The 15,942-nt window shown below is 57.3% G+C and carries 13 protein-coding genes and 1 tRNA gene; 8 read left to right on the top strand and 6 right to left on the bottom strand.

The features are described from left to right. On the bottom strand, positions 1 to 474 hold a 474-nt coding region (locus tag BHAP_RS00405), incomplete at its 3' end, for a transposase-like zinc-binding domain-containing protein (RefSeq protein ID WP_420807696.1). Positions 475 to 985: 511 nt separating this feature from the next. After that, positions 986 to 1,061: transfer RNA gene (locus tag BHAP_RS00410), tRNA-Arg, on the bottom strand. A 174-nt stretch (positions 1,062 to 1,235) separates the two neighbouring features. Between BHAP_RS00410 and BHAP_RS00415 the strand changes: the two genes are divergently transcribed. Then, entirely contained in the window at positions 1,236 to 1,862 is a 627-nt protein-coding gene (locus tag BHAP_RS00415) for a CYTH domain-containing protein (protein ID WP_094728562.1), read from the top strand. Positions 1,863 to 1,941: 79 nt separating this feature from the next. On the opposite strand, the gene BHAP_RS00420 is transcribed toward BHAP_RS00415, so the two are convergent. Next, entirely contained in the window at positions 1,942 to 3,135 is a 1,194-nt protein-coding gene (locus tag BHAP_RS00420) for an aminotransferase class V-fold PLP-dependent enzyme (RefSeq protein WP_211279648.1), read from the bottom strand. A gap of 257 nt (positions 3,136 to 3,392) precedes the next feature. Next, positions 3,393 to 5,048, bottom strand: coding sequence for a peptide ABC transporter substrate-binding protein (locus BHAP_RS00425; RefSeq protein ID WP_094728566.1), 1,656 nt, complete (start codon positions 5,046 to 5,048; stop codon positions 3,393 to 3,395). A gap of 196 nt (positions 5,049 to 5,244) precedes the next feature. On the opposite strand from BHAP_RS00425, the gene BHAP_RS00430 reads away from it, so the two are divergent. The 7 genes from BHAP_RS00430 to BHAP_RS00460 all read left to right on the top strand — a co-directional run bounded on the left by BHAP_RS00430 (position 5,245) and on the right by BHAP_RS00460 (position 13,576). Further along, a complete protein-coding gene (locus BHAP_RS00430; protein ID WP_094728568.1) occupies positions 5,245 to 6,819 on the top strand; it encodes a Sapep family Mn(2+)-dependent dipeptidase in 1,575 nt (524 codons plus the stop codon). Positions 6,820 to 7,030: 211 nt separating this feature from the next. Next, positions 7,031 to 7,420 (top strand): Rid family detoxifying hydrolase, encoded by a 390-nt coding sequence (locus BHAP_RS00435; RefSeq protein ID WP_094728570.1) that lies wholly within the window; start codon positions 7,031 to 7,033, stop codon positions 7,418 to 7,420. Positions 7,421 to 7,611: 191 nt separating this feature from the next. Beyond that, the gene (locus BHAP_RS00440; RefSeq protein WP_094728572.1) at positions 7,612 to 9,021 is read left to right on the top strand and encodes an amino acid permease; all 1,410 of its coding nucleotides are present in this window, start codon (positions 7,612 to 7,614) and stop codon (positions 9,019 to 9,021) included. A gap of 161 nt (positions 9,022 to 9,182) precedes the next feature. Further along, a complete protein-coding gene (argS, locus tag BHAP_RS00445) occupies positions 9,183 to 11,000 on the top strand; it encodes an arginine--tRNA ligase (protein ID WP_094728574.1) in 1,818 nt (605 codons plus the stop codon). Between the two features lie 204 nt (positions 11,001 to 11,204). Then, positions 11,205 to 11,498: a type II toxin-antitoxin system RelB/DinJ family antitoxin gene (locus tag BHAP_RS00450; RefSeq protein ID WP_211279649.1), complete on the top strand. Its 294-nt coding sequence runs from the start codon at positions 11,205 to 11,207 to the stop codon at positions 11,496 to 11,498. Next, positions 11,498 to 11,788, top strand: a complete 291-nt coding sequence (locus tag BHAP_RS00455; protein WP_094728576.1) for a type II toxin-antitoxin system RelE/ParE family toxin — start codon at positions 11,498 to 11,500, stop codon at positions 11,786 to 11,788. Before BHAP_RS00450 ends, BHAP_RS00455 begins: the two co-directional genes overlap by 1 nt. 177 nt (positions 11,789 to 11,965) lie before the next feature. Then, on the top strand, positions 11,966 to 13,576 hold the full coding sequence (locus tag BHAP_RS00460) for a diaminopimelate decarboxylase family protein (protein ID WP_094728578.1): 1,611 nt from the start codon (positions 11,966 to 11,968) through the stop codon (positions 13,574 to 13,576). 105 nt (positions 13,577 to 13,681) lie between these two features. Here the strand turns inward: BHAP_RS00460 and BHAP_RS11700 are convergent, their stop codons facing one another. Together BHAP_RS11700 and nagE are read right to left on the bottom strand one after the other, a co-directional pair. Beyond that, the gene (locus tag BHAP_RS11700; RefSeq protein WP_211279650.1) at positions 13,682 to 14,206 is read right to left on the bottom strand and encodes a PTS sugar transporter subunit IIA; all 525 of its coding nucleotides are present in this window, start codon (positions 14,204 to 14,206) and stop codon (positions 13,682 to 13,684) included. Next, complete coding sequence (nagE, locus tag BHAP_RS00465) at positions 14,203 to 15,714, bottom strand: N-acetylglucosamine-specific PTS transporter subunit IIBC (RefSeq protein ID WP_169713129.1); 1,512 nt, start codon at positions 15,712 to 15,714, stop codon at positions 14,203 to 14,205. The genes BHAP_RS11700 and nagE overlap by 4 nt, the downstream gene beginning before the upstream one ends. Between the last annotated feature and the right edge of the window lie 228 nt (positions 15,715 to 15,942).

The following is a 15,942-nucleotide window of genomic DNA, read 5'->3' on the forward strand; positions in this document are numbered from 1 at the left end:
GGTCTTCGCGGCCTTCATGATGCCGCCCCCGCCGTCGCACACGAGCACGTCCGGTGGCGCGATGCGCGCCATCAGGCTCTGCCACGCCGCCGACCGTTCGCTTTTGGCGATCTGCCAGCCGATCACGTGCCCGTCGGCGATGGCGATCAGCACCACGGCGTCGCGGTGCAGGTGAATGCCGTCCACATGCACCACGTGATGCACCTCGTCCACCAGGGGCACCGGCGGCCACAGGCCCCACATCAGCTCGCACCGGCGGCGCAGCGTGCGGGAGGGCAGGTCGTGCTCGGCCTGCGACCGTTTGGAAAACAGCCAGTCCAGTCCGCACCGCAGGTCACGGGCCCTGTTGTCGCGCGACTGGGTGCGCGAGCTCCCGCAGCCGGCGTCCCGGCACCGCCACCTGACCCGCCCCGAGCTTGTTCTTCCGTTCCGTTTCATCGGCTCGCCGCACACGGCGCAACTGGGTGTGTTCATCCACCCAATCTGCCACGCCAACTCGAAAGCCGCTCAACCGTTGTCCCGAAAGGCCTCACAGCCTGTTCCGGACACACATTCTGGCCGACTTCAAGTTCCCCGCCCATACAACTCGAACAGGGGAAACGCCCACTGCCACAAAGGAAAGCGAGCCAAAACAGACACACATTTTGGCCTATAACCCGAAACGTGGGCCTAATCGGCGTGGCGGAAAACGCCTGCTTAGGTGGTGCTCAGCGAGCGAAAACCGCCACTGACTAGTAGGCGTGGCGGAAAACGCTCGCTTAGGCCACCCTCAGCGAGCGAAAACCGCCACGCGGAAAGACTCTAATGCGCGTCAAAAAGCTCCATAGCCTCTTATAGGCATAATCCTGATATATCGATATATGGTGTCACAGAAGCGTCAGAGAAGTCATCGTGTCTGAATCGTGTTTGAGCGCTGCAATTCAGGAGGTGACAGGCCGGTAATGATAACTAAAAGGGCTTCATATCAACGATATGAAGCCCTGATTGGTGGGCCCAAAGGGGATCGAACCCTCGACCTTCTGTTCCGGAGACAGACGCTCTATCCACTGAGCTACGGACCCAATACCGCACTACTTTACACGTGGGGCGGACCGAACGCGACGCCGATGTGACGCGAACGCCGATCAATCGTGGCTCGGACGCGGTTCAGCTGCATTCGGAACCACATCACAATCAACAGCGTTTCCAATGAAAAACGGGAACACATCGGTTACACACGGCGTTACACTGGGGTTATGGGCGATACTCTCAGCGATTTTGAATTTGAACGGCGATTTTTCTGTCGTCATATGCCCGCCGAGCTAGACGATGGGGATGCGCCGACGCTCATCATCCAAAATTACTACGTACACGACGGCAATTATGCGTTGCGCGTGCGGCTGATGACTCGTGCAGTCCGCGTCGACATGACCGCTGATCTCGATCCGATCGACGTGCTGCGCGAATACCGCGACGTGTTTCAGGATGCGTTCGTTACCGTTAAAGGTCCGTCGGTTGGCGGCACGAGATACGAAGCGGAGCGAGAGATTGACTCTCGGATCGCAGCTGAGCTTATGATGCGCGGTGGCGCGCCGATTATCAAGAATCGGTATTCAGTGTGGCTTGACGAGGACGGCTGGAGTATTGACGTGTTCGGTGGTGCGAATGCGCCGCTTATCGTTGCGGAAGCTGAACGCAGTGGTCCGGTGACGAATTTAAGTATTCCGAAATTCTGCGTGACTGAGATTACCGATCAGGAACGGTTTAGTAATGACGGTTTGGCTGGGCGGCCGTTCGGCGAGTGGCAAGATGATTTTGAACGCGAGCTTGCGCAGACGGGACCGCAGTTCATGCAACTGTTCGGTAAGAACCGTATGGCGTGATGTGTGATAGGTAATTCGGTCACGCGATGGAAAAATATGCTGTTTTGCCATCGCGTGACCTCGCCAACGCCCTCGAGAACTAGTGACGATCGTCAGCGCCCCGTTCAAGCAGCGACCGATCGCGCGACCATGCCACCAGCACCGGCACAATCTCATCCGCAAAACGGCGATAATCATCCGCAGTGTTGTAAATGTACGCCGACAAACGCATGTATCCAACGCCGTCGAAACTCGTAAACGTCGCCTCGAACCCGAACTGTTGAATCACCTGTCGGCGTACCACTGCCGCATCCTGATCGTTACGAACCAATCCCTCGGGCAGTCGCACGAGTCGCATTGCCGGCGCCGGATTCGCCAGTCGAACCACATAATCGTCTGCTGTGCGAACAGTGGAACCATCACCACATGCATCGTTCGCTGCAAACGCATTCGCGATCAGCTGCTGCGCCCAATCAGCCAACGAATTCGCGTATGTACGAATCCGATCCCAGCCAAACTCGCGTTCGAGATATGCGAGCGTGACCGGCGCGCACAGCCATGCCGTATAGTCGCCCGTTCCTTGCTCGTCGAACCGTTGCGGATATGGCAGATCGCGTCCCCACGAGTCGATGAGCGGATACAGTTCGTCGGCGACGGACGGTGCGGCGGCGAGTACTGCGGTCGCACGCGGATTACACACGAATTTGTGCAGATTACCGGTCCAGTATTCAGCGCCGAGTTCCATCGGATTGCCGGGAATTAGTCCGGGTGCGTGCGCGCCGTCGACGAGTACGCGAATGCCGCGTTCGTGAGCGGTCGCAACGATGCGAGCGACGGGGAAGAGCATAGCTGTTGCGGACGTGATTTCGTCGACGATAACGAGTCGCGTGTGTTCGGTCATGCCGGCGGCGAACGCGGCGACGATCGCATCGTCATCCGCATCGATCGGGATGTGCACAACGCGCATGGTTGCCCCGGAACGCAGTGCGTGACGCTCAGCGCCCATGACGACCGCGCCGTACCCCATGTCGGATACGAGGATTTCGTCGCCGGGCTTGAGACGTAGCGAATCGCATACGACTGTTGCGCCGGCGGATGCGTTCGGCACGAATGCGAGCGCCGCACGATCAACGCCGAGCAGGTCGGCGGTGCGTTCGCGCGCATCAGCAAGCAGTGGTGGCAGTTCTTGGAACCACTGGCATGGAGCTTGTTCCATGCGTTCGCGCAATCGCTGCTGATGGTCGAGAATGGCGGCGGGGACTGCGCCGTATGATCCGTGATTGATGTGTGGCATGCCCGGAGTGAGTCGCCACAGAGTGCGTGCTGGTGTGCCGGATTTGGTGAGGAGCGGCCGGGGTGCGGGGGAGAGAGACGATGATGCGTTCATGTACTGGTTTTTCCGTTCTTTCTGTGATAGTTGTGATGTGGCGTACTGTACGTGATGTGTAACGTACACTGCATGAGTAGGGGCGGTCACGACCAGTTTCGTGGTGTGACCGCCCCTACTCATACATTACTTATTAATTGTCTGATTGAATGACTGTTCGGACGTCAGCTCTTGGTGATGAACGCGAGAGTCGGGTTGCCCTGCCAGTTGAACTCAAGTCCCTTGAGATTCTTGACGGTCGCGCCGAGTGCGTTGATGTTGTAAATCGGCACGGACGGCAGATCGGCGAGCAGAATCTCCTCAGCCTGCTGGTATAGCTTGTTGGCCTCGTCAGTGGTCGAAGCTGCAGCGGCCTTATCGAGCAGCGAGTCGAACTCCGGGTTGAGATACTTGTCGTAGTTTGATCCAGAATTGCGTGCGATGGTCGAGTAGATCGGCTTGAGATAGTTCTCCAGCGACGGATAATCCGGTCCCCAGTTATCGTTGTACGCCGTGTGCAGGGTATCGTCACTGAGTGCGGTTAAATACTCCTGCTTGGTTGGAATCGCGTTAGTTTTCGCATCGATACCAAGCGTGTTCTTAAGCTGGTTTGCGACTGCTTCGTACGTTTCCTTCAGGCTGGAAGCATCGGCGTTGTACGAGATCGTGAACGTACCGTCAAACTTGGAGATTTTGTCGGCTTCGGCCCACAGTTTCTTCGCTTCGTCAGCGTTATACTTGAGTACGTCAGCGCCCTTGAGTGAATCAGAGAAACCGTTGATGGTTGGCGACGAGAAGTCTTGTGCCGGGCTGGCTAGTCCGCTCATAATCTTCGAGCAGATTTGTTCGCGGTTGATTGCCAGTGAGATTGCTTTGCGTCGCAGCGTACCTTCGTCGCCAGAGAAGTGAGGCAAATCGGTTGGAATACCAAGCATGATACGGTTCGGACCGGGCTTGCTGTATGCCTGAATTGTCTTGTCGTTCAACAGATTCTTCAATGCAGTAGCTGGAATCTGACTGGTGATGTCGAGGTTACCGCCCTGCACATCCGCGTACTGTGCTTTTGGATCGGTGTAAATCTTGAACGTAATACCGTCATTCTTGGCCTTGTAATAGCCCGTGTAGTATTCGTTCGGCACGACTTCAATACTGTCGTTGTGCTTCCATGACTTGAGTTTGTAAGGGCCGGAACTCACTGGCTTTTCGCCGAACGCTTTGGGGTCCTTGTAGAAGCTCTCCGGCAACGGTGAGAAGCCCATATAAACCAGCATGGTCGGGAAAATTGAGCATGGCGCGTTGAGTTTCACGGTGAAATGCGTGTCGTCCTTCACGGTCAGGCCGGGCAATTGTTCGTCGCCTTTGAGTCCATCTTTTTGCAGGTCATCGTAGCCGTCGATCACTGACATAAAGCTCGAATTGAGCTGTCCGTTAGCTGCGTTCGCTGTGTAACTCCATGCTTTAGTAAAGCTCTCAGACGTGATCGGCGTGCCGTCGGAGAACTTGAGGCCAGATTTCAACGTGATATCGAACTGCGAGCTATCGTCGTTTGCTTTGATTTCTTCAGCGTCCTCGTTGATCAGCGATCCGTCCGGTTTAGTAGTAACTAAACCGGTGAACAGAACGGTATTGATGACCATCGCACCGTTCTGTTCGTTCGTATTACCTGGAATAAGCGGATTCGCAGGTTCGCCATTACCGTACGTGATGATATCGCTGCCGGATGAGCCGCTCGTACTACCGTTTGTTGAGCTTGAACCGCACGCTGCCATCGAACCGAGCGTTGCGACTGCTACGATCGCCGCAGCGACTTTCGTGATAGTCCTTCTCGTGATGCTGTTCATAATCCTCTCCTTTCCCACTCTCCGCGCTGTTGTGATCGGAAAGTTTCGGTGATAGTACGACCGCACAAGTAGCGTTACGGTAAACGTCATATTTCGGGCATGTTATGTGCGCATCGTTACGCGCCGCTATCGTGAGATAGCGTAAGGGAATAACGGTAATCATCGGCGAACGGCGTTCGCAGGAAAGGAATTCCACATGCTGAACGATCATGAGCGCGAGCTCAAAGCGCAGGCGCTCGACTGGTTCGATGCACATCGCGACGAGTACGTGCGCGATCTTATTCGTTGGGCGAGCGTGCCGTCAGTGTCGGACGCATCCGCCGCGCGACCGGGCGAGCCATACGGTAAGGGTGTCGCTGACATGTTCGAGCAAATCGCGTCCACTGCAGCCGACTACGGTTTCGTTTCCGTCAATCACGACGGCTACGCGATGTCGGTGTACGCAAACGAAGCCGACAAATCATCCACCAGCGACATCGCTATCCTCTCGCACGCCGACGTCGTACCAGCAGGTCCGGGCTGGCTATCCGAGCCATTCCAGCCGTACGAGCGCGACGGTTACGTGGTCGGCCGTGGTGTTCACGACGATAAAGCCATGTGCGTGCTCGCGGTTTTCCTCATGCGATTCCTGCGCGAGCAAGGCATCACGCTCGACCACACGCTGCGACTCATGTACGGCGGTGCGGAAGAAACCGGCCTGCACGATATGGAACATTACGTGGCTGAGCATGGCGCACCGTATCGCACGCTTGTTACGGACTGCGGATTCCCGGTGAACTACGCGCAGAAGGGCGAGATTACGTTCGAATGCGCGCTGCCGTTGCCGGCGGCGATCGAATCGATTACGGCTGGCGTCGCGCCGAACGCGGTGCCCGGCGAAGCGTTCATGGTTGCGCGGCTGAGTGACGGCGGCATTGCTGGCGATGGTACTGCTGGAGACGCGACGGACAGTGCGAACGGCAAGAACGAGGCCGCTATCCGTGCGCTCGCTGACTATCTCGCATCCGGTACCGATGACGGTGGCTCGTTTGAGTTGGAGTCGTCGGACGACGGTCGCGTGCGTATCAAAGCGATCGGCCGGTCCGGTCACGGTGCGGTACCGCAGCTCGCACTGAACGCGGTTCACGTACTTGCTGAAAAACTTGCGGCTGACGACGATCCTGCGCTATCAGCCGACGCGCGCGCGTTCCTTGCTGCTCTCGATCGTTGGATTGTCCCGCCGTTCGGTGATGGATTCGGTTTCGCGTTTGAGGATGAGGATACTGGCAAGACGACGTGCAATCTCGGCGTCGTGACAACCGACGGCCGCGAACTCAAACTCACGTTCGATATTCGATACGCAGTTACTCAATCTGCGGACGATATTATGGCTGCGATCGAACAGTCGGTCGCAGCGGCTGGCGGTCGCATGCTCAATCACACCGTCGATAAGCCGTACTATGTGCCGAAAGACAACTGGGAAGTGACTACGTTGGTCGCTGCGTACGACGACGTAACCGGCATTCACGCCGAGCCGTTCTCGACTGGCGGTGGTACGCACTCGCGCGTCGTGCCGCGTTCGATTAACTTCGGACCGGGGTTCCCGGAAGATCCCGAGTCGATCGTTAAACTGACTGAAGCTGGATTAATCGCACCGCAGCCGACATTCGTTACGAACGGCGGCGCGCACGGTGCGAACGAATGCATGTCGGTACTCGATTTCCGCAACGCGTTCCCGATTTTCGTGATCGGCCTGCTGCGCTACGACGCCGCGCTCAGCGATCACGAGTAAGCAGTAATCGGCTCCCCTTGCAAGGAGAGCCAAGATGGGTCGGCGGTCCAGTGTACGGAATGAGTGCGGCTCAGCGAGACACGCGGACCGTACAATAAGCAGCGTTGACAGTCCGCACAGTCCGCAGTTGCACATGCCAGCCGTCGGCCATGCGAGCCACGCATATCCATATATCGGCAATCGTGTCGATGAATAATAAGGAGTAACGATCATGAGCGAGAAGATGGAAGAAGTTGCAACTTCATACGCGCCGGCCGCACTGGGTGCGTACAGTCAGGCCGTCAAGGCCAACGGATTCGTGTTCGTATCCGGCCAGCTGGGCATTGACCCCGCCACCGGCGAACTGGCTGGCGACACCGCTGGCGAGCAGGCTGCGCAGGCGCTCAAAAACATCAAGTGCATTCTTGACGCGGCTGGCACCGGCATTGAGCACGTTGTGCGCGCGACCATTTACCTGAAGAACGTCGAGGATTTCAAGGAAGTTGACGCTCGCTACGCGGAAGTATTCATCGGCTCGGTCAAGCCGGCGCGCGTCGCGTTCGGTGGCAACAATATTCCTAAGGGTGCGCTCGTCGAGATTGACGCGATCGCCGTGCAGTGAGTCGCCGTTACTGCGTTTGTTGTGTAAGCCTCTTCGATGTTCCGCAACTCGGCCGCGTGTTGATGGTGCAGGAGTCGGGGAGGCTTTCCTATACCCGCACGTACACTGTTGGTTCATGATTCACTCGGCGATTGATTGGCGAGTGAATAACTGATATACGAACGCGAGCAAACTCACGGCAAGGAGCATCAATGACGGCGGATGAGACTTCCGACCCGAGCCTCAGTGACAATCACACCGGACTTGAGCGACGCATGGAATCACGTCATCTGACCATGATCTCCCTCGGCGGCGTGATCGGTACCGGCCTATTCGTCAGCTCAGGTTACACGATTAACCAAGCCGGCCCACTCGGCGCGATTCTCGCGTACACAATCGGTTCACTACTCGTCTACTGTGTGATGGTCTCGCTCGGCGAACTGTCGGTCGCGATGCCGTACGCTGGCAGCTTCCACCTGTATGCGAAACGATTCATCGGCCCAGCTACCGCGTTCGTAATCGCTGTGCTGTACTGGCTCAACTGGGCGGTGGCGCTCGCGTCCGAATTCACAGCGGCCGGACTGCTGATGCAACGCTGGTTCCCACACTCGCCGGCATGGATATGGTCGGCTGTGTTCATTGCGGTCGTATTCGCGCTCAATATTTTGTCGGTGCGACTCTATGGCGAGGCTGAGTTTTGGTTTGCATCGATTAAAGTGTTCGCAATTGTTGCGTTTATTGTGATCGGCTTACTGGCGATTGTTGGCGTGATTCCGATCGCCGGGCGGGCGAGTAGTGTGCCGCCGCTGTTGACTCATTTCACGGCTGACGGCTGGCTACCTCGCGGCATTGCACCGATTTTCTCCACGTTACTGACGGTAGTGTTTGCGTTCTCAGGTACTGAAGTTGTTGGTGTGGCTGCTGGCGAAACGCGTGACCCGGGACGTGCAATTCCGAAAGCCGTGCATACGACGGTATTTCGTTTGGCGATGTTCTTTATCGGTTCGATTGCAGTGATGGCCGCGCTTATCCCGTGGCAACAGGCTGGTGTGGATACGAGTCCGTTCGTGCTTGTTTTTCAGTCGATTGGTATGCCGTTCGCCGGTGACATCATGAATTTCGTAGTGTTGACGGCTGTATTATCGGCAGCGAATTCGGGACTGTACGTGTGCTCTCGCATGGTGTGGTCGTTGGCAAAAGAGCGTTTGATCCCGGCGCGTTTTGCGAAAACGAATTTCCACGGTGTACCAGTGTGGGCGGTGCTGTTTTCTATGTGCGGCTCGCTACTGGCGTTGCTCTCTTCGGTGATTGCGGCGTCGACAGTGTATTTGGTGCTGGTGTCGGTGTCTGGATTGGCGACGCTTGTGGTGTGGTTCTCTGTGGCAGTATGCCATATTCGATTCCGACGCGAATGGGTACGTGGCGGGCATAGTGTTAACGATCTGGGATATCGCGCGCCGGGTTATCCGATATTGCCGTGGTTGGCGATCGCGATGTGCTTGGGCGTGCTGGTGTTGGTGGCACTCGACCCGTCGCAGCGGCCGACCTTGTATTCAATGGTGCCGTTCGTAGCGCTGTGCTACGGCGGCTATTACGTGATCGAGTCACGGCATCGGCGATGACACGGCTGCTGTGGCAGCTGTGCGCGCACAGCATAGTGGCAGAAAACGCTCGCTAAGGGGACCGTAAGCGAGCGTTTTCTGCCACTACATAGTGTGTGAGCAAGGGGGAATAGCGCCGATGTGAACTACTGGAAGTCAGACTCGCCGGTATTCTTGGAAGAATGAGTCCTGAAGCCCTGAGCGAACTGATTTCGCGTATTGCCCATGAACTGGTTGCGTCCGGCAAAGCCGGCACCCTCACTGAAGATCTGATCCCACCTGTCGCCAAGTTGTCCGTTATGCGCCCGAAAGACCGCGCGCACGGTGACTGGGCGTCCAACGCCGCCATGCAGTTAGCTAAAAAAGCCGGCATGAAGCCTCACGACTTGGCTGAGCTGTTCGCCGCCGAGTTAACCGCGGCCGACGGCGTCAAGTCTGTCGAAGTCGCCGGCCCAGGCTTTATTAACATCACGCTTGACTCCGCGTCCGCTGCAGCTGTCGTCGATCAAGTCCTCACCGCGCCGATGAACGAGGAAACCGGCGTTTCCACGTTCGGCCGCAACAATCATCTGGCCGGCAAAACCCTCAATCTTGAGTTCGTGTCCGCGAACCCGACCGGTCCGATTCACATCGGCGGCACTCGCTGGGCGGCCGTCGGCGATTCGATGGCCCGCGTACTCGAAGCAAACGGTGCCAAAGTCGTACGCGAATACTACTTCAACGATCACGGCGAGCAGATCAACCGTTTCGCCAAGTCGCTCGTCGCCGCTGCGCACGGCGAAGAAACGCCGATCGACGGCTACAAAGGCGCGTATATCAACGAAATCGCCGAGCGTGTGATCGCTCAAGCTGAAGCCGACGGTGTCGACGTGCTCGCACTACCGCGCGTCGACGGCGGCCTTGACAAGGACGGCAATCCGCTCGGTGAAGGCGATTCCGAACAGCGCGAAGAGTTCCGCAAGCGCGCCGTACCGATGATGTTCGACGAGATTCGCAAGTCCATGAAGGACTTCCGCGTCCACTTCGACGTGTGGTTCCACGAAAACAGTCTGTACACCGACGGCGAAGTCAACCGCGCAATCGAAGCGCTGCGCGAGCGTGGCGATATTTACGAAAAGGACGGCGCGACTTGGTTCGAGTCAACCAAGCACGGTGACGACAAGGATCGCGTGATCATCAAGTCGAACGGCGAGTTTGCGTACTTCGCCGCCGATATCGCGTACTACTGGAACAAACGTCACCGTGCAACTGACCCAGCTGACATTGCGATCTACATGCTCGGCGCCGACCACCACGGTTACATCGGCCGCATGATGGCCATGTGCGCCGCGTTCGGTGACAAGCCGGGCGAGAACATGCAGATTCTCATCGGCCAACTTGTCAACGTGCTGAAGGACGGCAAGGCCGTGCGCATGTCGAAGCGCGCCGGCAATGTCGTTACGATCGACGATTTGACCGAAGCGATCGGTGTGGATGCGTCGCGTTATTCGCTGGCTCGTACCGATTACAATTCTCCGGTCGATATCGATTTGAACTTGCTTGCGTCGCATTCGAACGACAACCCGGTGTACTACGTGCAGTATGCGCACGCGCGTTCGTGCAATGTGGACCGTAATGCGGCCGCCGCTGGCGTGACGTATGAGGGTGCGGACTTGAGTTTGCTCGACACTGAGGCAGACGGTGAAGTGCTTGCTGCGCTCGCTCAGTGGCCGGCACTGCTGACTCTGGCTGGCGATGCGCGTGCGCCGCACCGTGTGGCGCACTATTTGGAGGATTTGGCTGCGGCGTATCACAAGTGGTACAACGTCGAGCGCGTCGTGCCGATGGATCTGACCGATCCTGAGGAGCGGCTCGACGATGCGGCTCGTGAGGCGCTGCGTATCGCCAAGGCTCCCGAACCGGCTCGTGCCGCCGCACGACTCAAGCTCAACGACGCGGTGCGTCTCGTCATCGCCGAAGGTCTTGACCTACTCGGCGTGACCTTTCCGGACAAGATGTAACGGCTTGCGCCGTTGCTGTATTGAGCGACGCTCACAGACGCTATCGCTGTTCGCTGCTACAGACAGTCCACTGGACTGTCTGTCCAGACAAATTGTAACAGCCTTCGGCTGTTGATGTGTTCTGTTGTACGGTGGTATGCGTGATGTGCACTGGTGTGGTAATATTGACCACACCAGTGCACATTGTAGTCAAGGAGGATTGTCATGACCGCAGCAATGCCTTCGGCAAACGCGACAGAATCCAAAGCCATTAGGGCCAGCAAGCAGGTGATTGCCCAAGCATCGGAGGTAGCCGAAGAATACGGGCTCACCCTCGCGTCCGCCACGCGTGCCTTCTGGACGCAGATGGCTCGCACCCGCAGTATTCCATTGACTTTCGAATCAGAGCACCCGAACAAGGAAAGCCGCGAAGCTATCCGCGAAACGCAGGAGATCATCAAGAACGGCGGACCATCGTACGCCAACCTCGATGAGATGTATAAGAGTCTGGGAATCTGATGCTCAGACCTGCACCTACACCTAAGTACATTCGCGATCTCAAGCGGCTTAAGAAGCGTCATATTGATCTCAAACCGCTCGACGAAGTCATGCAACTCATCCTCGACAATACTGTCGAATCTATTGAAGAATTGAAGCGTCGTCACAACATGCACACGCTGTTAGGGGAGTGGAAGGGTTCCAGTGAATGTCATGTCGCTAACGCTGGCGACTGGCTGCTGATCTGGTGTACCACTGAGGATCTGGCCATTTTCCAACGTACTGGTTCCCACGATGAGCTGTTCGGCTGACGACTGCCGTTTTTTAGACGATGACTGATTTTGGGATGATGGCGAGCAGCTGTCTAGTGGAACGCGGTTCGGCATGGCGCGTGCCGATATGGCACAGTGGGAAGTAACAGATCAGTTCGTCAGTGCGACAGCAACGCGGACGAGTGTAATCGTTATCACGACATGTAAGGAGACATTATGGCAATTACTCCTATTTGGCCGCAGGCCACGGCCGTAGACCCGCAAACTGGTGCAATCACGTTCCACGGGCGTACGGCCGAATCGTTGCTTGACGAGTTCGGCTCACCGCTCTACGTGATCGACACGGATGAAGTCGCGCAGCGCGCGAAGCATTTCGTGCATGCTGCGGCGACCGCGTTCAACAATTCCACTACGCATGTCAGTTTCGCGGGCAAGGCGTTCCTGTCTAAGGAAATCGTGCGACTCGTGCTCGCAGCCGGCATGTACGTCGACACTTGCACGATGGGGGAGATGCGTATTGCGCTCGCCGCCGGTGCTCCCGGTCGTCGCCTCGTCTTGCATGGCAACAATAAGTCGGACGAGGAAATCGCGCTCGCTATCGAACAGGGATTCGCTAAAATCGTCGTCGATTCTGCCGACGAACCGGCTCGCATCGCTGCGATTGCGCACCGTCTCGGCAAACGTGCGCGCGTCATGTTGCGCGTCACGTCCGGCATTCACGCTGGCGGTCACGAATACATTTCGACCGCGCACGAAGATCAGAAATTCGGCGTGCCGTTGCTGCCGGCCGGTGCGGACACGAGCGTGCTCGCTATTCTCGACAATCTGACTGACGTGACACCGGCCGCAACCAATGCGCGACTTGGTGAAGCGCACGATATTGCGGCGGGTGAGTCGACTGCGACCAAGCCGCAACGCACCCTGCGTTACGACGTGAAATATCCGTACGACTTAAGCGGCGAAGAAGTTTCAGACTCCGATCGTGCGCTCGCAGCTGCGATGACCGCTGTGGCCGACGGTCCGGCGCTCGCCGTGCTCAAGGAGATTCAGCGTCATCAAGACGTGCTTGAACTCGTCGGCATTCACTCGCATATCGGATCGAATATCCACGATGCGGACGCATTTATCCAAGCTGCGAAACGTATGATGTTGCTGCGTAAGACGTTCTACGCGACCGACGCATACACGCTGCCTGAGGTTGATCTCGGTGGCGGCTATTCGGTGGCGTACACGGACGGCGAAGACTCGATGGATATCGACGTGGAATTGGCTCGTTTGGCCGAGTCTGTGGCGGCGATTAACCGTGCGCTCGGTATGCCTGCGCCAGCGATTTCGTTCGAGCCAGGCCGTTGGATTGTCGCGTCAGCTGGGGTTACGCTGTATCGCGTTGGCACGATTAAACATGTCACGCTCAGCGCAGACGGTGAAGGACATCAGCCGACTGACAAAGCTGGTAACCCGATTCATGAGCGCGTGTACGTGTCGGTTGACGGTGGCATGAGCGACAACATTCGACCAGCTTTGTACGGGGCGGATTACACAGTGCGACTGGCGAATCGACGCGGTTCGGACGAGTCGATGCTCGTGCGTGTAGTCGGCATGCACTGTGAATCCGGCGACATTATTGTGCATGAGGATCGACTTCCGGCTGATTTGCAGCGCGGCGATGTGCTCGCGGTGCCGGTGACCGGCGCGTACGGTCGCACAATGGCGAGCAACTACAATCAAGCGCTGATTCCGGCGGTGGTAGCGGTGAGTGAATCCGGTGCGCATGTGATGATGCGCCGCCAGACGATTGATGATCTGCTCGATCTCGATCTTGGCTGACAGTCGGCTGGGTGCCGACTGTTGACCGGATTACGAAATGTCTCAGCAATGGAACAGCCCCTCATCTGAGGGGCTGTTCCATTGCACAGAGAACCGGGACGAGGGCTACTTGGTAGTAACCGTGCCGATTTGCGAGCCGGCGGTAACCGCGCCCTTGGCTGTGATTGTCAAAGCTGCGACCTTGGCGGGCTTAGTAAACGCTACGATCACATCGGTCGGTTTGCCTGCAGCGGTAACCGCAGCCCAATCGACCTGTACAATCGGTGCTCCCGCAGTAATCGACTGACCCTTGGTAACAGCAACCGTGAACGGTTCTCCCTTAAGCTGGACCGTGTCGATGCCGATATGCACCAGCACTTCCACGCCTTCTGGAGTCGTAATACCTACGGCGTGCTTCGTGTTAGCAACCATTGTCACTGTGCCCGAGATTGGCGCAACAATCGAGGCTGAAGCAGGAACCACGGCGAATCCGTCGCCGAGAATCTTCGCGGCAAATGTCTCATCGGGGACTTCTTCGATTGGTTTGATTGCACCATCGGCTGGGGCGACAATCGGTACAGTTGTGCCAGACGCGGTGGATGTGCCGGTTGGTCGTGAGACGGCAGCTACCTTAGCGGGTGCTGCCTTCACGCTTTTGGGCTCGAACCCGCCGCCTTCGCAATACGATTCATCTCATCAGCCACGAACGGAACATCCGTGCCGACGATGATCTGCAGATTCGTCTTGTCAATCGGCTTGATAGCCGGCACGCCGGTCTTCTTGATCGCAGCCGTATCAACTGCATTCGCATCCTTGAGCACGAGACGCAGGCGAGTAGTGCAGCTGTCAATTGACACGACGTTCGCCTTGCCGCCAAGCGCATCGTAGAGGCGAGTGGCGAGGATCGTGTACTTTTCGTCGCCCGTTGCCGAAGCAACATCAGCGTCCGCGTCCGATTCCTCAGGCTCGCGTCCCGGAGTCATCAGATTGAACTTCTTGATCGCAAAATCAAACACGAAGTAGTAGATCACCGCGAACACGAGGCCCTGCACAATCAGCATGTACGGCTTCGTGCCGAGCGGCCAACTTAAGATGAAATCAACGAAACCAGCGGAGAAGTTGAAGCCGGCCATCCAGTCCATTGCAGCTGCAATCGCCACGGAAATACCGGTCAGTACCGCGTGAATCACGTACAGTGGGAACGCAACGAACATGAACGAGAACTCAAGCGGCTCAGTCACGCCGGTGAAGAACGCGGCAACGCCAGCGGCCAGCATGAGCGAGCCGATCGCCTTCTTGCGCTCCGGGCGAGCGTTCTTGTAGATCGCAAACGCGCCAGCCGGCAGACCGAACATCATGATCGGGAAGAAGCCAGCCTGATACATGCCTGCGTGGTAACCGGCGATGGTGACAGGGTCGCCCTGATAGGCGGCACCCTGCCAGAAGCGCGCAATATCATCGATACCAGCGATGTTGAACCAGAACACGTTGTTGAGCGCGTGATGCAGACCGGTCGGAATCAGCAAGCGGTTCGCGAAACCGTAAATGCCAGCACCAGCTGCGCCGAGCGACATAATCGCTTCACCGAACGCGGTCAGCCAGCCGAACACGAGCGGCCAAATAAACAGCAGCACCAGCGAAACCACAGACATGAGCGCAACCGTGACAATCGGCACAAGACGCTTGCCGCTGAAGAAGCTCAACGCAGCAGGCAGTTTCACCTGATGGAACCGGTTGTACATAGCAGCGGCAAGCAAACCGGCAAGAATACCGATAAACACGTTGCCGTTGTTCATCTTTGAGAACGCGTTATACGTGTTGAGCGCCGACTCCTGCATGGCGGCGGCATCCGCGTAGCCGAGGAACTTCGAGGCAGCATCCGGTACGAGCAGCGTCATCGGCGTGAGGAAGCCGACGAGACCAGCCAGTGCGGCCGCACCATGCTGATCGCGCGACATGCCGAATGCCAAGCCGATCGCGAACAGAATACCCAAGTTGTTGAGTACTGCGCCGCCAGCTGTCGTCAGGAACGTGGAAACGACGTCACCGCCGGTAAAGCTGGCAATCCAGTTGCCGACGCCTACGAACAGAGCCGCCGCTGGCAAGCAGGCGACGGGCAGCATGAGCGAGCGACCCATGCGCTGAATATATTCTTTCATTATTCTTCTTTTCCTCCCTCTGCATCGATGCAGGGTCATGTGAGCGACGTGATACTACTTTCTGTTGTGCTGATGCCGGCGTTCGTCGTCGATCGCGTGTCGCCATCGTTGGCGGCTCCCCGTTGCCGGGCGGCTATATCGCTCTATAGGTTAGTCTACGGCATGCGCGCGGTTAGTGTCGACCATTTTGTTAAGTTTCTTTACTGCACGATGATAGAGGGGGTATTG

The organism is Bifidobacterium hapali (assembly GCF_002259755.1).
Lineage (GTDB): Bacteria > Actinomycetota > Actinomycetes > Actinomycetales > Bifidobacteriaceae > Bifidobacterium > Bifidobacterium hapali.